A 21582-nucleotide genomic window follows, 5' to 3' on the forward strand; every position below is an offset into this window, starting at 1 on the left:
GGCTTGGCTCCGCGCCTACTCGCGATGGATGCTTAGATCGTCGAACACGGGACCATCGCCGTTGAGCGGATTGGCCGGATCGCGCGAATAGCGCAGCGTCTCGAAGCGCATCGCGCGCGCATCGATCATCAGGAGGCGGCCGACGAGGCCGTCGCCGAAGCCGACGATCTCGCGGATCGCCTCCAGCGCCATCATCGAGCCGAGCACGCCCGCGAGCGCGCCCATGACGCCGGCCTCGGCGCAGGCCGGCACCGTGCCGGGCGGCGGCGCCTCCGGAAACAGGCAGCGATAGGTCGGATTGAATTCACCAGCCTCGTTCTTTTCATGCGCGCGGATGGTGGTGAGCGAGCCGTCGAAGGTGCCGAGCGCCGCGGTGATCAGCGGCTTCTTCGCGAAGAAGCAGGCGTCGGAGACCAGATAACGCGTCGAGAAATTGTCGGAGCCATCGAGCACGAGGTCGTAGTCGCCGATCAGGCTGAGCGCGTTGTCGGCGTTGAGCCAGGTGGCGTGACCGACGAAGCGGACATGCGGATTGAGAGCGGAAATGCGCTCGGCCGCGCTCTCGATCTTGTGCCGGCCGATATCGGGCGTCGTATGGATCACCTGGCGCTGGAGGTTGGACAGCGACACCACGTCGTCATCGACCACGCCGAGCGTGCCGATCCCGGCTGCAGCCAGATACATCAAGGCGGGCGCGCCGAGCCCGCCGGCGCCGATCACCAGCACGGAGGCCCGCTTCAGCGCGGCCTGGCCCGGGCCGCCGACGTCGCGCAGCACGATATGGCGGGCATAACGTTCGAGTTCGTCCGGGCTCAGCATTCTCAGCTCTTCCTAGATTGCTGCCGCTCCCCGCGAGGAGCGCGGAAGTCGCACATACTGTCATTCCGGGGCGATGCGAAGCATCGAACCCGGAATCTCGAGATTCCGGGTTTGGCTCTTCGAGCCGCCCCGGAATGACCCTGTAACACTCAGATGAGGGTCCGGCCTGCCCGCAGGCCTGAACCACCCCGAGATTGTTCGCGACCAACGAGATGTGCTTCAATGGCATTGCGTTCAATGGGCTGGCTGGATTTGTCATGAGATCGATGCTTGCGGCAACACTGATGTTTGCGGCCGCCACAGGCGCAAACGCCCAGATGACGACGCCGCAGATCCCCGGCACCAAGCCGAAGACGGTCCAGACCGTTCCGATCCGCCCGCCCGCACTTCAGACACCGTCGGAAACGGCCGATGCCATGGCGCAGGCCGAACGCCTCTCGCTCCAGTCCGACCTCGCCTGGGTCGGCCAATATAACGGCGCCATCACCGGCGAGGTCAGCGAGCGCATGGTCAATGCCATCAAGGAGTACCAGAAGAACAAGGGCGGCAAGCCGACCGGCGTGCTCAATCCGCAGGAGCGCGCCGCGCTTGCCGAGACCGCGCGGCGGAAGCAGGACAGCGTCGGCTGGAAGATCGTGACGGAGATGACCAGCGGCGCCCGGCTCGGCATTCCCTCAAAACTGGTGCCGCAGCAGGCGACCGATGCCAACGGATCGAAATGGACCTCGCCGACCGGAACTGTGCAGGTGCTGCTCAGCCGGCGCAAGGAGGCGAACCCCACGACCGCGAAGCTCGCGGACGCCGAGAAGAAGGAGCCGGCCGGACGCAAGGTCGACTACACCGTGGTGAAGCCCGACTTCTTCGTGCTGTCGGGGCTCCAGGGCCTGAAGAAATTCTACGTGCGCGGCACCTTCAAGGGCGACGAAGTCCGGATCATGACGATCCTCTACGACCAGGCCACCGAGAACACGGTCGAGCCGGTCGTGATCGCGATGTCGAGCGCGTTCAATGCATTTCCGGCAGGACCGCAAGCCGGACCGCCGCCGCGCAAGACCGTCGAATACGGCACCGGCATCGTCGTCAGCGACGACGGCGCGATCCTCACCGACCGCCTCGTCACCGACAGCTGCCTTGCGATCACCATCGCCGGCTACGGCAGCGCCGATCGTCTTGCCGAGGACAAGGAGCACGATCTTGCGCTCCTGCACATCTACGGCGCGCGTGGCCTGAAGCCACTCGGCCTCGCTGGCGGCGGGGCGAAGACCAATGTCGATGTCGTCGGCATCGCCGATCCGCAAAGCCAGGGTGGCGCGGCCGGGGTCTCGAGCGTCAAGGGCGCGCTCGCACGCGTCACGAGCAGCGATTCCGCGCTGTCGCCACCGCCGGCGGTCGGATTTTCCGGCAGCCCCGCGATCGACGCGGACAGCAAATTCGCCGGCATTGCGCTGTTGAAGCCGGCGATGGTGGCGGGACCCGCGACGTCGGTGCCGGCGTCGCAGGCCGTGATGGTCTCAGCGGAGACGGTGCGCGATTTCCTGAAGGCCAACGGCGTCACAGCAAACGGCAGTTCAGCGGATGCGAAGGCCGCCGTCGTCCGCGTGATCTGCGTGCGGAAGTAAGCCAGGCGACAATCACAATCTCTCGTGTCTATCGGCGCACATCGCACGTACGACTACGGGTCCAGTAATGGTACGGATTAGCTGGCATTCCCGATTCCGACATCATTGTTACCGTTGATTCGGACCTCCGCGATCCCCTTTGGATCGGGCCGGCACGTCCTGAGCGAGAAGAGCTCAGCATCCAGAAGCGATGCACGTTCGCGTGGCGTATTCCTGACCCAGGCACTCCAAAGGATTTATCTTCCCATGCACACGATCGTACTGGCCACCCAAAAGGGTGGCAGTGGCAAGAGCACGCTCGCCGTCGGCCTCGCGCTGGCGGCCAAGCAGGCCGGCTTCACCGTCCGCCTGATCGAGACCGACCCGCAGGGCACCCTGTCCAACTGGCAGCGCCGTCGCACCGCCGAGGATCTCGTGGTCGAGCCGATCTATCACGCCGCCGACATCGCGCCGCGCCTGAACATGCTGGCCGACAGCGGCCTCCAGCTCGCGATCGTCGACACCGCGGCCGGCCTCAGCGCCGCGACCACCGCCGCGATCCGTCATTCCGATCTCTGCCTGATCCCGGCCCGCCCGAGCGTCGCGGACATCGAGGCGACCGCCTCGACGCTGAGCGTCGCACGCGCCTGGAAGCGGCCCTACAGCTTCGTGCTGAACCAGACGCCGATCCGCGGCCAGCGCATCGACAATGCCGCCAACACGCTCGCCGAGGAAGCCGCGCTCGATCTCGCCGAGGTGCTCGCGCGTCCCCTGATCGTGATGCGCAACGACCACCAGGATTCACTCGCCGGCGGCCTCGCCGTCAGCGAATTCGCGCCGAACGGCAAGTCGGCGGACGAGATCCGCGGCCTCTGGCAGTGGATCGAGACCCGGCTCGAGCTCAGCGCCACGACCAATGCCCTGATCGACCAGGTCATGTCGGCTCCGGACGGCCTGCTGCATGCCGCCACTGGGCTTTCCACGGACGAGACCACGACACTGGCGTCCTGAGCGGGGCGATCGATCGGGCGTCAGTCGGCCCTTCACCATCCGGAAGGGCACCAGCGTCGAAGCAATCCGGCCACCAGCCCGGCCGGATTGCTTCACTGCACTCGCAATGACGTCGTGGTGAGCTCGTCACGCTCGCAGAGACTCACAGCCTCGCGGTCGCGAGCCTGATCCTCACTTCTGACATTTCGGACACCAGAAGGTCGAACGGCCGTTCTGGGTGAAGCGCTTGATCGTGCCGCCGCAGGCAGGCGTCTTGCAGGTCTCGCCTTCGCGGTCATAGACCTTGAACGAATGCTGGAAGTAGCCGAGCTCACCTGTGGTCTGGCGATGGTCGCGCAGTGACGAGCCGCCGGCCTTGATGGCGTCGTTCAGCACGGTGTGGATCGCACCGACCAATCTCTTCGCGTGATCCGTTGGCTCGCCCTTCCTGGTCGCCAACGTCGCAGCGATCCGGCGCGGCGACAGGTGCGAGCGATGCAGCGCTTCGCAGACATAGATGTTGCCGAGCCCTGCCACCACACGCTGGTCGAGCAGCGCGGCCTTCAGGCTGGTGGCCTTGCCTTCGCAAGATCGCGCCAGCATCGCGGCATCGAATTCGTTGCCGAGCGGCTCGGGGCCGAGGCCGCGGAGCAGCGGCTCGTCCTCGAGCGCGTTGCGCGCGATCACTTTCATGTAACCGAAGCGGCGCGGATCGTTGAAGACGATGTCGGCGCCGGAGGACATCCGAAACAGCACGTGGTCATGGGTGGTGTCCTTACCCCGTGGATAGTGAAACTCCCCAGGTGCGGCATCATTGTCCGGCTTGATGACGCGAAACGAGCCCGACATGCCCAGATGCATCAAGAGCACGTCGCCGGAGGCCAGATCGGCCATGAGATATTTTGCGCGGCGGCCGAGCCCCGTGACGACCTGCCCCTGGAGCCGGGCCACGAAGTCCGGCTGGAACGGAAAGCGCAAGTCCGGCCTGCGGGCCTCCGCGACGACGATTTTCGCACCCTCCATGACGGGCTGAAGGCCGCGGCGGACGGTCTCGACTTCGGGCAATTCAGGCATGGTCAGGCATTCACCTTATGAGGGCGGTGTGATAGCGCCATTGCGGCGGGCGCGCTATGGTCCGCCTCGTGGAGTAGAGTAATGGATCGGCCGGGCGAAACCACGCATTTTGGCTTCAGGGACGTTCCCCTGGGGGACAAGCAGACGCTGGTGAACGATGTGTTTCACAGCGTTGCGTCGCGCTATGACCTGATGAACGACTTGATGTCCGGCGGCCTGCACCGGGTCTGGAAGGACATCATGATCAACGCGCTGGATCCGCCGAGGGGCGACCGGCCGTTCGCGTTGCTCGACGTCGCCGGCGGCACCGGCGATATCTCGTTCCGCGCCGCCAAGGCCGCCGGCCCCGGCTTCCACGCCACGGTCTGCGACATCAATTCCGACATGCTCGCCGTGGGCCGCGAGCGCGCCGCCAAGCGCCATCTCGAGACCCAGGTCGATTTCGTCGAAGGCAATGCCGAAGCGCTCGCCTTTGCCGACCGCAGCTTTGACGCATATACGATCGCTTTCGGCATCCGCAACGTGCCGCAGATCGACCTGGCGCTGCGCGAGGCCTATCGCGTGCTGAGGCCCGGCAGCCGCTTCCTGTGCCTGGAATTCTCCACCGTCGAGATGCCCGGCCTCGACAAGCTCTATGACCTGTTCTCGTTCAAGGTGATCCCGCCGCTCGGCCGCATGATCACGGGCGACGCCGAGTCCTACCAATATCTCGTCGAATCGATCCGCAAGTTTCCCAAGCCCAACGCCTTCGCCGACATGATCCGCGACGCAGGCTTTGCCCGCGTGAACTGGCAGACATTGTCCGGCGGCATCGTCGCACTGCATTCGGGCTGGCGTTTGTGATTTCTGCAATTACCCACACCGCGCGCCTCATGCGCGCTGCGTTCGTGTTCGCGCGCGAAGGCGTGTTCGGCTCCGTCGATCCGAGCCTGGTGCCGCCGCCCGGGCAGCTCGCGCTGAAGCTTGCGCGCATCGTCGAACGGCGCGGTCCAAAGCACGGGCCGCGACTGTCGCGCGCGCTGACCCGGATGGGCCCGGCCTATCTCAAGCTCGGGCAGTTTCTGGCCACGCGCCCCGACGTCGTCGGCGTCATCATGGCGCGTGACCTGGAAAGTCTCCAGGATCGCCTGCCGCCGTTTTCGCAAGCAGAAGCGGAAGCTGCGATCGCAGCCTCCCTGGAGCGTCCGCTCAAGGACGTGTTCGCGAGCCTCGGCCCGCCGGTCGCCGCCGCCTCGATCGCTCAGGTGCATCGCGGCGAAGTGGTACGTGACGGCATCCGCAAGGCAGTCGCCGTGAAAGTGCTGCGCCCGAATGTGGCCTCGCGCTTCCGGCGTGATCTCTCCGATTTCTTCTACGTTGCGCACAAGGCCGAGACCTATTCGGCCGAGGCGCGGCGGCTGCGCCTGATCGAGGTCATCAACACCATGTCGCGCTCGGTCGCGATGGAGATGGACCTGCGGCTGGAAGCGGCTGCAATGTCAGAAATGGCGGAGAACACGGGCGACGATCTCGACTTCCGCGTGCCCACGGTCGACTGGGACCGTACCACGCACAACGTGCTGACGATGGAGTGGATCGACGGCATCGCGCTGAACGATCACAAGCGCCTGGCAGAGGCACAGGTCGACCTGCCCGATCTCGGCCGCAAGGTGATCCAGAGCTTTCTGCGCCACGCGCTGCGCGACGGCTTTTTCCACGCCGACATGCATCCGGGCAATCTTTTCCTGGACGACACCGGCCGCCTCGTCGCGGTCGATTTCGGCATCATGGGCCGGCTCGGGATGAAGGAGCGGCGCTTCCTCGCGGAAATCCTGCTCGGCTTCATCACCCGCGATTATCGCCGTGTGGCGGAGGTGCATTTCGAGGCGGGCTACGTGCCCGCGCACCACTCCGTCGAGAATTTTGCGCAAGCCATCCGCGCCATCGGCGAGCCGATCCACAACCGCACGGCCGAAGAGATCTCGATGGCGCGGCTGCTGACGCTGCTGCTCGAGGTCACCGGCCTGTTCGACATGACGACACGGCCCGAGCTGATCCTGCTCCAGAAGACCATGGTCGTGGTCGAAGGCGTGGCGCGCGGCTTCGATCCCAGGCTCGATATCTGGAAGACCGCCGACCCCGTGGTGCGTGAGTGGATCGAGCGCAATCTCGGGCCGATCGGCCGGGTGCAGGGCGCGCTCACCGGCGGCGGCGACCTCGCCCGCGTGCTGATGCGCCTGCCCGATATCGCGCAGCGCTCCGTTGCAGTGCTCGAGCAGCTCGAGACCATGACGCGGGAGGGCCTGCGGCTGTCGCCGGAGAGCATCGCGGCGATGGGCCGCAGCGAGGGCCGCAAGAACCGCTGGCGCACCGTGGCGCTCTGGATCATCGCAGCGACCTTCATCGGGATCCTGATCGCCGTCCGGAATTTGTGATTGCATTGCAATCACTTGATTGATAGCATCGCTATCATTCCGTGCCGGAGGGCGTCATGGCGAGCCTAACCATCCGCAAGCTCGACGAACACGTCAAAACCTATCTGCGGCTGCGTTCGGCCAAGAATCACAGGTCCCTTGAGGAAGAGGTCCGGGTCATCCTGCGGGAGCTGATCGAGGGCCGTGAGGAGCCGTTGACGCCCTTTGCGGTGCCGCCTACGGCATCCACCGCTCCGACGCCTCAGCGCACCGGCGCCCTTGCCGAGGCCAGCGTCACTCTGATCATCGGCGGCGGGATCGCGGCCTTTAAATCGCTCGACCTGATCCGAAGGCTGAAGGAGCGGCGCATCGAGGTCCGCTGCGTGCTGACCAACGCGGCCCAGCAGTTCGTCACGCCGCTCTCGGTCAGCGCCCTTTCGCATGAGCGCGTCTATACCGACCTGTTCGATCCCCAGAGCGAGTTCGACGCCGGCCATATCCGCCTGGCCCGTGACTGCGACTTGATCGTGGTGGCCCCCGCCACGGCCGACCTGATGGCCAAGATGGCGAACGGCCATGCCGACGACCTCGCCAGCGCCATTCTGCTCGCGACCAACCGCAAGGTGCTGCTGGCGCCGGCGATGAATCCGCTGATGTGGAACAACGCGGCGACCCGACGCAACGTCGCGCAGCTTCAGCGCGACGGCGTCGTGCTGATCGGGCCGAATTCCGGAGAGATGGCCGAGGCGGGTGAAGCCGGTATCGGCCGCATGTCCGAGGCGTTGGAGATCGCCGCCGCCGCCGAGCGCCTGCTGCGGCCGCCGGTGCCGCGCCCGCTCGCCGGCAAGCGCGTGCTGATCACCGCGGGCCCGACCCACGAGCCGATCGACCCGGTGCGCTACATCGCCAACCGCTCCTCCGGCAAGCAGGGTTTTGCCATCGCCGCCGCCGCGCAGGCCGCCGGCGCCGAGGTGATCTTGGTGAGCGGCCCGGTCGATCTCGGCGATCCCCAGGGCGTGACGGTGAAGCATGTGGAATCGGCGCGGCAGATGCTGGAGCAGGTGCAGGCGGCCCTTCCCGCCGACATCGCGATCTTCGCCGCCGCGGTCGCCGACTGGCGCGTCGCCAATGAGGGCGAGCAGAAGCTGAAGAAGACCTCGGCCGGCATGCCGCCGCTCCAGCTGGTCGAGAACCCCGACATCCTCGCCACGATCGCGAAGCTGACCGACAAGCGCCCGCCGCTGGTGATCGGCTTCGCCGCCGAGACCGAGCACCTCATCGACAACGCCAAGACAAAACTTGCCCGCAAGGGCTGCGACTGGATCGTCGCCAACGACGTCTCGCCGGCGACCGGCGTGATGGGCGGCGACCGCAACACTGTCCACCTCATCAGCCGCAAGAATGGTGAGAAGAACGGCGAGATCGCGGTTGATTCCTGGCCCGCGATGACCAAGGAACAGGTCGCCACCGAGCTGATCGCGCATATCGTCAAGAGTGTGATCGGCAAATCCCTGGAGCCCGCATCTTGAGCACGAAAGTCACGGTCGAACTGCAACGCCTGCCGCATGCCGAGGGCCTGCCGCTGCCGGCCTATCAGACGGCGGAGGCCGCCGGTCTCGACCTGATGGCCGCGGTTCCGGAGGACGCGCCGCTGACGCTTGCGTCCGGCCGATATGCGCTGGTGCCGACCGGCCTTGCGATCGCCTTGCCGCCCGGGCACGAGGCGCAGGTGCGGCCGCGCTCGGGGCTTGCCGCCAAGCACGGCGTCACCGTGCTGAACTCGCCCGGAACCATCGACGCGGACTATCGCGGCGAGATCAAGGTGATCCTGATCAACCACGGCGCAGCGGCCTTCGTGATCAAGCGCGGCGAGCGGATCGCGCAGATGGTCATCGCGCCCGTGGTTCAGGCCGCGCTGGTTCCGGTGGCGACCTTGTCGGCGACCGATCGCGGCGCCGGCGGCTTCGGCTCGACCGGCCGCTAACGCACGGCAGCGAGTTGGGCTTCACCTCTCCCGCTTGCGAGAGAGGTCGCGGAGCGAAGCGACGCGGGTGAGGGTTCTCTCCTCTCGGGGATTCCCACCGCGGAGACACCCCCTCCCCAACCCTCCCCCGCGAGCGGGCGAGGGAGCGCACCTTCATCGGGGCAACAGTTCGCATGGGCCGCTAACGCACGGCAACTCCAGCCGAATTCTCCGAAGAACTACGTGAACCCGGAACGCCACGTCCCGCATTTTTTTGGGGCCGCCTTTGCGTTCACGATCTGGACTCTTACCGGTGGAGTCACGGTGGGGGTATTGTCGTTTGATTCGCGCGCGACGGGGGTCGCCGCGCGTAAATTCGTGCGGTCTTGGGGCAACTATGTCAGGCGTGATCGTGTCGATGCGTCGGACGCTGCTATCGTGCACATCGCTCGTGCGCGACGGCCTGATCGGGAGCGCTCTCGCGGCGCTGCTGCCGGCTGCGCCGGCCGAGGCCGCCGACTTCGTTGGCACACTTTCGGAATTGCTGGACTTCAACCGGCAGGAACTTGCGGTGCTCGCCACCGCGCTGGCGCTGCTCGGCTTCTCGGTGATGGCCGCGATCCTGCTGATGCGCACGCGCGTGCGCACGGCGAAGAACGAGGCGCGGCTGCGCGCGCGGATCGGGGAACTGCAACTCCAGGCCGACCGCTTCGGCGCGCTGCTGTTCGCCGAACCGCAGATCCTGATCTCCTGGCCGGCGGGCGACAACCGCGCGCAGATTTCGGGCGACGTCTCGATGGTGCTGCCGCGCGACTCCTCCCCGCAGCGCGTGCTCGCCTTCGGAACCTGGCTGCCGCCGGAACCCGCGCTCCAGATGGATCACGCTGTGGATGCGCTGCGCGACCGCGGCGACGGGTTCCAGCTGACGCTGACCACCGCGCATGGCCATACGCTGGAAGCCATCGGCCGCGCCATCGGTGGCCAGGCCATTGTCAGGATTCGCGAACTCTCGGGCCTGCGCCGGGATCTGGCCGAAACCAATCTGCGCTACAAGGCGCTCTCCGACGAGACCGAGATGCTGCGCGGCTTCGCTGCGGCGGCACCCTGGCCGATCTGGGCCAAGGGCGAGAACGGTGCGCTCACTTTCGCCAACCCGGCCTATGTCCGCGCGACCGAGGCTGCGAGCTTCAGCGACGCCCACGAGCGCAAGCTCGAGCTGCTCGACAGCGCCGACCGCGGCGCCATGGAACGGGGACTGAAGGACGCGGCCAATTTCACCTCCCGGCTGCCGATCGTGATCGGCGGCGAGCGGCGCATCTACGACGTGCGCGCCGTCAATGTCGGCAGCGGCAGCGTCGGCGTCGCGATCGATGCCAGCGAGGCGGATGCGCTGAGCTCGGCGCTGGTGCGGATGGCGGAGGCGCATCGCCGCACGCTCGACCAGCTCTCCTCCGGCGTCGCCGTGTTCGACGGCCACCGGCGCCTTGCCTTCTACAACGATTCCTACCGCCGGCTATGGGACCTCGACCGTACCTTCCTCGACGCCAATCCCGATGATTCCAGCGTGCTGGACCAGCTCCGTGCCGCGCGAAAACTGCCGGAGCAGCCCGACTTCCGCGCCTGGAAGGCCAAGCTGCACGAGGCGTATCGCGCGGTCGAGGCCGCCAAGGATACTTGGTATCTGCCCGACGGCCGCGCCCTCTCCGTCGTCACCACGCCGAACCCGGAAGGCGGCGTCACCTATCTGTTCGACGACGTCACCGAGAGCCTCGAGCTCGCCCGCCGCTTCGACGGCATGATCCGGGTCCAGCGCGAGACGCTGGACAGCCTCGCCGAGGGCGTCGCGGTGTTCGGCAGCAACGGCAAGGCGCAGCTCTTCAACCCGGCCTTCGTCCGGATGTGGAAGCTGTCGAGCGACGCGATGCGCAACGAGCCGCACATCCAGACCGTCGAAGGCTGGTGCCATCAACTGTTCGACGATCCCGTGGTCTGGCGGCAGATCCGCGAGGCCGTCACCTCGATCGAGAGCCGCGCCGACGTGCCGCTGAAGCTGGACCGCAAGGACGGCAGCGTGCTCGACGGCATGATCCGGCCGCTGCACGACGGCGCCACCATGCTGACGTTCCAGGACATCACCGACACCGAGAACGTCGAGCGCGCGCTGCGCGAGCGCAACGAGGCGCTGGAGGCCGCCGACCAGATGAAGGTGGATTTCGTCCACCACGTCTCCTACGAGCTGCGCTCGCCGCTCACCACCATTATCGGCTTCGCGCATTTCCTCAGCGATCCCTCGACCGGACCGCTGACGCCGAAACAGGCCGAATATCTCGACTACGTCACCAAATCGACCAACGCGCTGCTGGCGCTGACCAACAACATCCTAGATCTCGCCACCATCGACGCCGGCGCGATGAAGCTGGAACTCGGCCCGGTCGACGTCAGCAAGACCATCGAGCTCGCCGCCGAGGGCATCCAGGACCGGCTCGCCACCGACCGCATCCGCCTGAAGGTCGAGATCGCGCCCGATATCGGCAGCTTCATCGGCGACGAAAAGCGCGTGGTGCAGGTGCTCTATAACCTCCTCGCCAACGCCGTCGGGTTTTCTCCACAGGATTCCACCGTCGGCATCAGCGCGCGCCGCACCGAGCACAGTGTGGTCTTCACTGTGACAGATTCCGGGCCTGGAATACCTGCCGACATGAAGGACAAGGTGTTCAACTGGTTCGAAAGCCGCTCGCAGGGGTCGCGTCACCGCGGCGCCGGGCTCGGCCTGTCGCTGGTGCGCTCCTTCGTCGAGCTGCATGGCGGCAAGGTGCGGGTGGATTCGATCGTGGGCCGGGGCACGGTCGTGATCTGCGACTTCCCGACCGACCAGGCGGCGCATCGCGACGCCGCCGAATGAGCGCGCCAACCACATTCTCCGTCGCGCTTCACAACGAGACGGCCACCGCGCAACTGATGGCTGATCTCGCGCTGCTGGTCGGGCCGGGCGATGTCATCACGCTCACCGGCGACCTCGGCGCCGGCAAGACCGCGGCCGCCCGCGCCATGATCCGCTACCTCGCCGACGACGAGGCGCTGGAAGTGCCGAGCCCGACCTTCACTCTGGTGCAGGGTTATGAGCTGCCGCCGTTTCCGGTCATGCATGCCGACCTCTACCGCGTCGAGGACGAGAGCGAGCTCGAGGAGATCGGGCTGTCGCCGCTGCCGGACGCCACGCTTGTCCTGATCGAATGGCCGGAGCGTGCGCCGTCGGCGCTGCCCGAGGATCGCATCGACATCGCACTCACCCATCGTCCGGCTCTGGGCTCGAACGCACGTGCCGCCGACATCACCGGTTACGGCAAGAGCGCAGCCCAGGTCGCGCGTCTGAAAGCGCTGCGCGAATTCCTCGACGCATCCGGCTATCTCGACGCAATGCGGCGGCGCATGGCCGGCGACGCCTCGACACGGTCCTACGCGCGGCTGCTGCGCGACGACGAGATCGTCATCCTCATGAACTTTCCGCAGCGCCCCGACGGCGCGGCGCTCTACAACGGAAAGTCCTACAGCGCCGCGGTGCATCTCGCCGAAAACGTCAAACCCTTCGTCGCCATCGACGAAGGCCTGCGCGCGCAAGGCATCTCGGCGCCCGCGATCCATCATGCCGATCTCGACCACGGCTTCCTGATATCGGAGGATTTCGGCAGCGAAGGCGTAATCGAAGGCAACCCGCCGCGCCCGATTCCCGAGCGCTACGAAGCCGCGACCGACGTGCTGGCGGTGCTGCACGGCAAGACGCTGCCGGAGACGCTGCCGCTGGACGGGCAGAGCTACGCCATTCCGGTCTTCGACACCGAAGCGATGCTGATCGAAATCGGATTGATGCCGGAATGGTATCTGCCCGATCGCAACGCGCCGCTGAGCGAGCCGAAGCGAGCGGAATTCTTTGCGATGTGGCGCGAGCTGCTGAAGAAGCCGCTGGCCGCGCCGAGGACGTGGATCATCCGCGACTATCACTCGCCCAATTTGATCTGGCTCGGGATGCGCACCGGCATCGAACGCGTCGGCGTGATCGATTTCCAGGACACCGTGCTAGGGCCGCAATCCTACGACGTGGTGTCGCTGCTCCAGGACGCCCGCATCGACGTGCCCGAGAATCTCGAGCTGACGCTGTTGTCGCGCTACATCAAGGCGCGCCGCGCTGGTGATGCGAGCTTCGATCCGGCCGGTTTCGCCGAGCTCTACGCCATCATGTCGGCGCAGCGGAACACCCGCCTGCTCGGCACCTTCGCCCGGCTCAACCGCCGCGACGGCAAGCCGCATTACCTGCGCCACCAGCCGCGGATCTGGACCTACCTCCAGCGCTCGCTGGCGCATCCCGCGCTCAGCCATTTGCGCGACTGGTATCTCGCCAACGTCCCGCCACCCCAAAGGCCGTCACAAGAACCGGCACCAGAACCGCCCCAAGGCTGATTCGGGCCCGATTTACCGGCTGTTAGCCAAGACGTCGGTATTCTGGCGGCAAGGAGCCAAATAATTACCGGGCTGGAGCAAGGGCAGATGGCGGTGAAGACAGACCAGCGCAGCAACAGCCGGGTTGTTTTCGAGCGTGGGATTCCGGCCCAGATGATGGGAATCGACGGCACGTGGCGGCGCGACTGCACCATGGAGGACGTCTCCCAGAGCGGCGCCAAGCTGACCATCGACGGTTCGGTCGAAGGGCTCCATCTGAAGGAATTTTTTCTCCTGCTGTCGTCCACCGGACTCGCGTACCGGCGCTGTGAGCTTGCCTGGGTCAATGGCGACCAGATCGGCGTCAACTTCCTCAAGCTCGGCGACAAGAAGAAAAAGGCGCGTTCCGCATCCGTCGGGGCGTAACGGCCACACCCGTCGTACAACCGTCACGGCAGGTGGCTAAGGCGGTTGAGATGCGGTGCGGCTGAATGAGTCCCGTGCTAGGATTGCCGCGAACGCGAATTCCAAGGGCAATTTCGAGAGTAATTCCAAGAGTTCTAATCCCAAGAGTTCTGAGTCCACGAGGCTGAGAAAGACGAATCTGAGAAAGCAAACGATGTCCGTCAAACCGACCAAAGCCATGGTGCTCGCCGCAGGGTTCGGCCTGCGCATGCGTCCACTGACGGACAAGATGCCGAAGCCGATGGTGCCGGTGGCGGGCCAGCCGCTGCTCGACCACGTGCTCGACAAGCTCGGCCAGGCCGGCGTGAGCGAGGCGGTGGTCAACGTGCATTACCTGCCGGACCAGATCATCGACCACGTCGCATCGCGCCAGCATCCGCGCGTGACCATCTCGGACGAGCGCAACCAGGTGCTCGGCACCGGCGGCGGCGTGGTCAAGGCGCTGCCGCTGCTCGGCAACGCGCCGTTCTTCCATGTCAATTCCGACACGCTGTGGATCGACGGCGTGCGCTCGAACCTGGCGCGGCTTGCCGAAAACTTCGATCCCGCGCGCATGGACATCCTGCTCTTGATGGCGCCGACGGCGACCAGCATCGGCTATAGCGGCCGCGGCGATTACGGCATGCTGCCCGACGGAGCCCTGCGCAAGCGCAAGGAGAAAGAGGTCGTTCCGTTCGTCTATGCCGGCGCGGCGATCCTGTCGCCGTCGATCTTCGCCGATGCGCCGCAGGGCGAGTTCTCGCTGACCAAGATGTTCGACCGCGCCAACGAGCAGGAGCGCCTGTTCGGCCTGCGCCTCGACGGCGTCTGGATGCATGTCGGCACGCCTGATGCGGTGCATGCGGCGGAAGAGGCATTTCTGGAGAGCGTGGCGTAGGCCGCGAACACGGTGCCGTAGGGTGGGCAAAGCGAAGCGTGCCCACCGCACAAGCTAACTCCAATGACGAATACGGTGGGCACGGCGCAAGCGCGCCTTTGCCCACCCTACGAGGCTGGAGAGCGTGGCGTAGGGGCTTCCCGTCATTCCGGGGCGCGCGCAAGCGCGAACCCGGAATCTCGAGATTCCGGGTTCGATGCTTCGCATCGCCCCGGAATGACAGTGGGAGAGCGGGGAAGACCCCGCCACAGCCAATGACCATTTGTGTCCGCCTCCCTATATTGGCGCCTGATCCCGAATCAGGCAGCCGATGCGCGTTTTCAGTGTTCCCATCTCAGTTCCGTTCCTGCGCACGGTCGTCACGGCCCTGCTCGACGGCCGGCTGGTCGCGGGATTCGAGGCGCGCAGGGAGCCGGCGCGGCTTGCGGACACCACGCTGTACCTGCCGACCCGGCGCGCCATGCGTATCGTGCGGGAGATCTTCCTCGACGAGATGAAGGCTGACGCGGTCGTGCTGCCGCGCATCGTCGCGCTCGGCGACATCGACGAGGACGAGCTCGCCTTCGCCGATGAAGGCGAGCAGTTTTCCGGCGCAACGCCGCTCGACATCCCGCCGCGCCTTGGCGAGCTCGAGCGACGGCTGACGCTGGCGCAGCTCGTCGCGGCCTGGGCCAAGGGGCCGGTGCTGTCGCCGCTGGTGGTCGGCGGCCCCGCCTCGACGCTGGCTCTCGCCGGCGATCTCGCGCGCCTGATCGACGACATGGTGACGCGCGGGGTCGACTGGAGCGCGCTCGATGGTCTGGTGCCGGACCAGCTCGATCGCTACTGGCAGCACTCGCTCGAATTCCTGCGCATCGCCCGCATCGCCTGGCCCGGCCATCTCGCCGAGATCAACAGGATCGAGCCCGCGGCGCGGCGCGACCTCCTGATCGCGGCGGAAGCGAAGCGCCTGACCGCGCATCCGCATGGGCCCGTGATCGCGGCCGGCTCGACCGGCTCGATGCCGGCCACCGCAAAATTCCTGCATGCGGTCGCCTCGCTGCCGCATGGCGCGGTGGTGCTGCCGGGCCTCGACACTGATCTTGACGAGGATGCCTGGCGGACCATCGGCGGCGTGCGCGATGCGCTCGGCAAGTTCGCGGAGCATCCCGCATCGAACCATCCGCAATATGCCATGCACGCGCTGCTGGAGCGCTTCGGCATCAAGCGCGGCGACGTCGAGCTGCTTCAAGCGCCGGCGGAAGGTGGCCGCGACCTGCTCGCATCCGAATCGATGCGGCCCTCCGCCAAGACGGAAGTCTGGCACGACCGGCTGAAGCAGCCGGATGTTGCGGCAAAGATCGCCGGCGGCATGACAAACCTCGCAGTCGTCGAAGCCCCCAATCCTGAAATGGAAGCGCTGGCGATTGCGATCGCGATGCGCGAGGCGCGGCACCTCGACAAGTCAGCAGCGCTGGTCACCCCGGACCGCGCTCTGGCGCGCCGTGTGATGGCTGCACTCACCCGATGGGACCTCGCCTTCGACGATTCCGGCGGCGACGTGCTGATGGAGACGTCCGCCGGCGTTTTTGCGCGCCTTGCGGCCGAAGCGGCGACCAAGGGATTGGAGCCGCCGACGCTGCTGGCGATGCTGAAGCATCCACTGTGCCGCCTCGGCCGCGCGCCGGATACATGGAAGGCGGCAATCGAAGGCCTGGAGCTCGCCGTCTTGCGCGGCACGCGCCCGCCCGCGGGCACGGCCGGCCTGCTGCGTGAATTCAACCGCTTTCGCGAGGAACTGGCCAAGCTGTGGCGCAGCGAGGTCTCCGCGCTCCACAAGGCCGAGCCGCGCGCACGCCTCAAGGCGGAGGATCTCGATCGCGTCCAGGCCCTAATCGATGCTTTGCGACAAGCCTTGGCGCCGATCGAGAGTCTGGCGCCGTCAAAACCATATGACTTCGCCGAGCTCGCGCACCGGCATCGCGAGATCATGATCGAGCTGTCGCGCGACGAGCAGGGCATCCCGCTGGCCTTCGAGGAGCGCGAGGGCCTCGCGCTCGCCGGCGCCTTCGACGATCTCCTGCGCGGCGGCACGACCAGCGGATTGATCGTGCCGCTGCCTGATTACCCTGATGTCTTCCAGACCGCGTTCGGCGATCGCGCGGTACGGCGGCGTGACAAGCCGGGCGCGCGGCTCCAGATCTACGGCCCGTTGGAATCGCGCCTGATGCAGGCGGACCGCATCATCGTCGGCGGCCTGATCGAGGGCGTCTGGCCGCCGGCGCCGCGCATCGATCCCTGGCTGAGCCGCCCGATGCGGCACGAGCTCGGCCTCGATCTGCCGGAGCGCCGCATCGGCCTCTCCGCCCACGATTTCGCGCAGCTGCTCGGCGGAGATGAGGTGATCCTCACCCATTCCGCCAAGGCCGGCGGCGCGCCAGCGGTGGCTTCGCGCTTCCTGCATCGGTTGGAGGCGGTTGCGGGCGACGATCGCTGGAAGGCGGCCATCCGCGCCGGCGAGAAATACGTGCGGTTCGCAGATCGGCTGGACCAGCCCGACGAGGTCAGGCCGATCAAGCAACCCGAACCGCGACCGCCGCGCGCGACACGGCCGCTGAAGATGTCGGTCACCGCGATCGAGGACTGGCTGCGCGATCCCTACACGATCTACGCCAAGCACATCTTGCGGCTGGATGCACTCGATCCCGTCGACATGCCGCTGTCGGCCGCCGACCGCGGCTCGGCGATCCACGATGCGATCGGCGAATTCACGGAACGCTATGCGACGCGCCTGCCCGACGATCCCGCCCGCGTGCTGCGCGCGATCGGCGAAAAGCATTTCGCGCCGCTGATGGAGCGCCCCGAGGCGCGCGCGCTGTGGTGGCCGCGCTTCCAGCGCATCGCGCGCTGGTTCAGCGAGTGGGAGACGGCACGGCGCGACGTGGTCGAGGCGATCACCGCGGAGACTCGCGGCGAGATCTCGATCACGCTCGACAATGAACGCAGCTTCCGCCTCTCCGCGCGCGCCGACCGCATCGAGCGCCGCCAGGGCGGCGGCTACGCCATCCTCGACTACAAGACCGGCCAGCCGCCGACCGGCAAGCAGGTCCGCATGGGCCTGTCGCCGCAGCTCACGCTGGAGGCGGCGATCCTGCGCGAAGGCGGCTTTCCCGACATCGACGCCGGCTCATCCGTGAGCCAGCTCGTCTATGTCCGCCTCAGCGGCAACAATCCGCCGGGCGAGGAGCGCATCCTCGAGCTCAAGTACAAGCAAGGCGACGAACCGCAGCCGCCGGATATTGCTGCCGCTGAGGCCCGGGCCAAGCTGGAAGCGCTGATCCGCGCCTTCGAGGACGAGAACCAGGCCTACACCTCGCTGAACCTGCCGATGTGGTCCAACCGCTACGGCACCTATGACGACCTCGCCCGCATCAAGGAGTGGTCGGCAGCCGGCGGATTGGGGATCGAGGAATGGTGAAGGCGCCACGCCCAATCCCCGATGAGGTGCGCGCCAGGCAGGCGCGTGCATCCGATCCGACCGCATCGGCCTTCGTGTCGGCCAATGCGGGCTCGGGCAAGACGCACGTGCTGGTGCAGCGCGTGATCCGTCTGCTGCTGTCGGGCGTGCCGCCGGAAAAGATCCTCTGCATCACCTTCACCAAGGCCGCCGCCGCCAACATGGCCGAGCGCGTGTTCACCACGCTCGGCCATTGGGTGACGCTGGACGACACCGCGCTCGATGCCGCGATCCGTGCCGTCGGCATCCCGCATCCCAGCGCAAAGCTGCGACGCGAAGCGCGAAAGCTATTCGCCTGTGCGCTGGAGACCCCCGGTGGATTGAAGGTGCAGACCATCCACGCGCTGTGTACCCGCCTGCTCCAGCAGTTTCCGTTCGAAGCCAACGTGCCGGCGCGCTTCTCCGTCATCGACGAGCGCGACCAGACCGACATGATGGAGCGCGCCAATCTGAAGGTGCTGCTGGAGGCCGCGCGCGACCCGGAAACGGTCACAGGCCGCGCGCTGCTGACCGCGATGGCCAGCGCCGCCGACGTCACCTTCAAGGAGGTCGTGCGCGAGGCCTGTCTGAGCCGCGATCATTTCATGGCCTGGACCGACGAGGCCGGCAACGCAGAAGCTGCCGCCGCGCAGATGGCGGCGGTGCTGGGCGTTGACGCCGCCGACCGCATCGAGGACGTCGAGACGGAGATTCTCGACGGTCCATTCCTGCCGCGATCGCGCTGGGACGACATCGCGTTTGCGCTGGAAGATGGCAGCAAATCCGACAACGACCAGGCCAGCCGGCTCCGCGAGGCAAAAGCGTTTTCGGGCGGCGCGCAGGTCGACGCCTATCTCGGCGTCTTCCTCACCGACGAGAAGCTGCCGCGCAAGGCGGTGCTGACCAAGAAATTTTGCGATCACAATCCCTCCGTCGCCCGCCTGTTCGAGAACGAGGCCCAGCGCCTCGCTGGACTGATCGAGAAGCGCCGCGCGGTAACCATGCGTGACCGCACGGCGGCTCTCTTGCATATCGCGACCGCTGCTGCCGCGAACTACCGGCGCGAGAAGCAGGAGCGCGGCCTGCTCGACTATGACGATTTGATCGACAAAACGCTGGCGATGCTCAACCGCGTCTCCTCGGGCTGGGTGCATTACAAGCTCGACCGCGGCGTCGACCACGTCCTGATCGACGAGGCGCAGGACACCAGTCCGCGGCAGTGGGACATCGTCGCGCACATCATCTCCGAGTTCACCGCGGGCGAAGGCGCGCGCGAGGGGCTGAACCGCACCATCTTCGCCGTCGGAGACGAGAAGCAGTCGATCTTCTCGTTCCAGGGCGCGCAGCCCCGGGAATTCGACGCGCGCCGGCGCGAGCTGCACCGCAAGTTCACCGCCGCCGGGCTGAAATTCGATCCGGTCGCCTTCACCTATTCGTTCCGCTCGGGCGCCGCGATCCTGCACTCGGTCGACCACGTCTTCCGCGACCCCGCGATCTACAAGAGCATCCATTCGGTCGAGATCGGCCATCCCCTGCACAATGCGCTCGCCGATGCAGGGCCAAGCGTGATCGAGCTGTGGGACCTGGCTGAAGCCGACGACAGGCAGGACATCGAGGGCTGGCGCGCGCCGTTCGACGGCGTTGCCGTCACCAGCCCCGAGGTCAAGCTCGCCCGCCGCATCCAGGCCGAGATCAAGCGGCTGGTCGAAAGCGGCACGCTCACCGGACATGAAGGCGAGCGGCGGCCGCTGCGCTACGGCGACATGCTGATCCTGGTCCGCCGACGCGGCAACGCGTTCGATGCCGTGATCCAGGCGCTGAAGCACGCTGGCGTGCCGGTCGCCGGCGCCGACCGGCTGAAGCTCACCGAGCACATCGGCATCATCGACCTGATGAACCTTGCGGACGCGCTGCTGCTGCCGCAGGACGATCTCGCGCTTGCGGTCGCGCTGAAGAGCCCGCTGTTCGGGCTCGACGATGACGATTTGTTTGCGCTTGCCTGGGGCCGCAAGGGCTCGCTGCGCCGGGCGCTCGGCGAGCAGGCGGCCGGAAGCGAGAAATTCGCCGCGGTGCTGCGGCGGCTCGAGGCCTGCGAAACTCGCGCGCGCGAGGAGACACCGTTCGCCTTCTACGCCTGGCTGCTTGGCGGCGACGGCGGACGCGCGCGCATCCTGCGCCGGCTCGGCCACGAGGCCAATGACGCGCTCGACGAATTCCTGGAGCTGGCGCTGAACTACGAGCGCAAGGCGCCGGCGTCGCTGCAAGGCTTCATGGCCTGGCTGCGCTCGGCCGACACCGAGGTGAAGCGCGACATGGAAATCTCCCGCGACGAGGTGCGGGTGATGACCGTGCACGGCGCCAAGGGCCTTGAAGCGTCCGTCGTGTTCATGGTCGACACCACGTCGTCGCCCGCGGACTCGCAGCGGGTCCGTCTGATCCAGGTGCCGCGCGGCAACGGCGGCGAGGTGGTGGTGTGGGCGGGCCGCAAGGCCGACGATCCCAAGCCCGTCGCCGAGGCCCGCAAGGCCATGCTCGAGGAGACCGAGGACGAATATCGCCGCCTGCTCTATGTCGCGATGACGCGCGCGGCCGACCGGCTGATCGTCGGCGGCTGCATGCCCGGCAATATGAGGACGGTCCGCAAGCTGAGCTGGTACGACCTGGTCGACACCGGGCTTACCGGCTCGGGCCTGGAGAAGCAGACGCTGGAAACGCCGCTTGGCAAGGTGACGCGATTCGCCCGGCCGGAGGACGTCGTTGCCCTCGGCACGCCCGCGACATTCGTGGATCAGACGATCGCGTTGCCGGACTGGCTGCGGACGCCGGCACCGCGCGAGATGCAGGACGACGATTCCGTGCGCCCCTCGGGCCAGTCTGCGGAGGGAGGCCGCGCGGTCCGGTCAGGCGAATCGGTGCAGTCGCGCGCGCTCGCGCTGCAACGCGGCACGCTGGTGCACCGGCTGCTCCAGTCGCTGCCCGACATCGCCGCCGAGCGGCGGCGCGAGGCCGCGCGCGGCTTCATGGCGCGCAATGCCTCCGACTGGGCGGAGGCCGACCGCACCGCGCTGGCCGACAAGGTGCTCGCGCTGATCGCCGAGCCGCGCTTTGCACCGGTGTTTGCCGCCGGCAGCCGGGCGGAGGTCGCCATCGTCGGCCGGCTGGAGCGGCCAGGCCTCCAGCCTGCGCTGGTGTCGGGGCAGATCGACCGGCTGGTCGTTCGTCCGGATGAGGTCCTGATCGTCGATTTCAAGACCAACCAGGCGGCGCCCAAAAGCGCGACTGAGGCGCCCGCCGTCTATGTCCGGCAGCTTGCGCTGTACCGGGCGGTGCTGGCGCGGCTTTATCCCCAAAAGCCGGTCAGGGCCGTCCTGCTCTGGACCGAGGCCCTTGAATATATGGAGATTTCGGCCCCCGCGCTGGACGCGGCGCTGGCATCCCTTCATCTCGGTGTGAGCGTCCTTGACCCGGCAAGGGGCCGTTCATAGGTTGACGCC

At 66.9% G+C, this 21582-nt stretch carries 14 protein-coding genes; 12 read left to right on the forward strand and 2 right to left on the reverse strand.

The window, feature by feature from the left end; translation table 11 throughout:
* Window positions 1-15 precede the first annotated feature (15 nt).
* Window positions 16-819, reverse strand: a complete 804-nt coding sequence (locus tag AB5K84_RS00325; RefSeq protein ID WP_011083588.1) for a HesA/MoeB/ThiF family protein — start codon at window positions 817-819, stop codon at window positions 16-18.
* 257 nt (window positions 820-1076) lie between these two features.
* Between AB5K84_RS00325 and AB5K84_RS00330 the strand changes: the two genes are divergently transcribed.
* Window positions 1077-2438, forward strand: coding sequence for a serine protease (locus AB5K84_RS00330; protein ID WP_038965159.1), 1362 nt, complete (start codon window positions 1077-1079; stop codon window positions 2436-2438).
* Between the two features lie 246 nt (window positions 2439-2684).
* Window positions 2685-3428 carry a ParA family protein gene (locus AB5K84_RS00335; protein WP_011083586.1) on the forward strand — a complete coding sequence of 248 codons (744 nt, stop codon included), beginning with the start codon at window positions 2685-2687 and terminating at the stop codon, window positions 3426-3428.
* Window positions 3429-3599: 171 nt separating this feature from the next.
* Here the strand turns inward: AB5K84_RS00335 and mutM are convergent, their stop codons facing one another.
* The gene (gene mutM, locus AB5K84_RS00340) at window positions 3600-4481 is read right to left on the reverse strand and encodes a bifunctional DNA-formamidopyrimidine glycosylase/DNA-(apurinic or apyrimidinic site) lyase (protein ID WP_011083585.1); all 882 of its coding nucleotides are present in this window, start codon (window positions 4479-4481) and stop codon (window positions 3600-3602) included.
* An 81-nt stretch (window positions 4482-4562) separates the two neighbouring features.
* On the opposite strand from mutM, the gene ubiE reads away from it, so the two are divergent.
* The 10 genes from ubiE to addA all read left to right on the forward strand — a co-directional run bounded on the left by ubiE (window position 4563) and on the right by addA (window position 21573).
* On the forward strand, window positions 4563-5324 hold the full coding sequence (gene ubiE, locus AB5K84_RS00345; RefSeq protein ID WP_011083584.1) for a bifunctional demethylmenaquinone methyltransferase/2-methoxy-6-polyprenyl-1,4-benzoquinol methylase UbiE: 762 nt from the start codon (window positions 4563-4565) through the stop codon (window positions 5322-5324).
* Window positions 5321-6895: a 2-polyprenylphenol 6-hydroxylase gene (gene ubiB, locus AB5K84_RS00350; RefSeq protein WP_011083583.1), complete on the forward strand. Its 1575-nt coding sequence runs from the start codon at window positions 5321-5323 to the stop codon at window positions 6893-6895. Before ubiE ends, ubiB begins: the two co-directional genes overlap by 4 nt.
* 56 nt (window positions 6896-6951) lie before the next feature.
* The gene (coaBC, locus tag AB5K84_RS00355; RefSeq protein ID WP_011083582.1) at window positions 6952-8403 is read left to right on the forward strand and encodes a bifunctional phosphopantothenoylcysteine decarboxylase/phosphopantothenate--cysteine ligase CoaBC; all 1452 of its coding nucleotides are present in this window, start codon (window positions 6952-6954) and stop codon (window positions 8401-8403) included.
* Window positions 8400-8858 (forward strand): dUTP diphosphatase, encoded by a 459-nt coding sequence (gene dut, locus AB5K84_RS00360; RefSeq protein ID WP_011083581.1) that lies wholly within the window; start codon window positions 8400-8402, stop codon window positions 8856-8858. Before coaBC ends, dut begins: the two co-directional genes overlap by 4 nt.
* A gap of 376 nt (window positions 8859-9234) precedes the next feature.
* Complete coding sequence (locus tag AB5K84_RS00365; RefSeq protein WP_441232365.1) at window positions 9235-11739, forward strand: ATP-binding protein; 2505 nt, start codon at window positions 9235-9237, stop codon at window positions 11737-11739.
* A complete protein-coding gene (locus AB5K84_RS00370) occupies window positions 11736-13292 on the forward strand; it encodes a bifunctional tRNA (adenosine(37)-N6)-threonylcarbamoyltransferase complex ATPase subunit type 1 TsaE/phosphotransferase (protein WP_011083579.1) in 1557 nt (518 codons plus the stop codon). Before AB5K84_RS00365 ends, AB5K84_RS00370 begins: the two co-directional genes overlap by 4 nt.
* Before the next feature lie 87 nt (window positions 13293-13379).
* A complete protein-coding gene (locus AB5K84_RS00375) occupies window positions 13380-13697 on the forward strand; it encodes a PilZ domain-containing protein (RefSeq protein ID WP_011083578.1) in 318 nt (105 codons plus the stop codon).
* Between the two features lie 193 nt (window positions 13698-13890).
* A complete protein-coding gene (locus AB5K84_RS00380; protein WP_011083577.1) occupies window positions 13891-14613 on the forward strand; it encodes a nucleotidyltransferase family protein in 723 nt (240 codons plus the stop codon).
* Window positions 14614-14923: 310 nt separating this feature from the next.
* The gene (gene addB, locus AB5K84_RS00385) at window positions 14924-18070 is read left to right on the forward strand and encodes a double-strand break repair protein AddB (RefSeq protein ID WP_011083576.1); all 3147 of its coding nucleotides are present in this window, start codon (window positions 14924-14926) and stop codon (window positions 18068-18070) included.
* Window positions 18064-21573 carry a double-strand break repair helicase AddA gene (addA, locus tag AB5K84_RS00390; RefSeq protein ID WP_038965153.1) on the forward strand — a complete coding sequence of 1170 codons (3510 nt, stop codon included), beginning with the start codon at window positions 18064-18066 and terminating at the stop codon, window positions 21571-21573. Before addB ends, addA begins: the two co-directional genes overlap by 7 nt.
* The last annotated feature ends 9 nt before the right edge of the window (window positions 21574-21582 follow it).

This window comes from Bradyrhizobium sp. 1200_D9_N1_1 (assembly GCF_052075915.1).
Lineage (GTDB): Bacteria > Pseudomonadota > Alphaproteobacteria > Rhizobiales > Xanthobacteraceae > Bradyrhizobium > Bradyrhizobium diazoefficiens.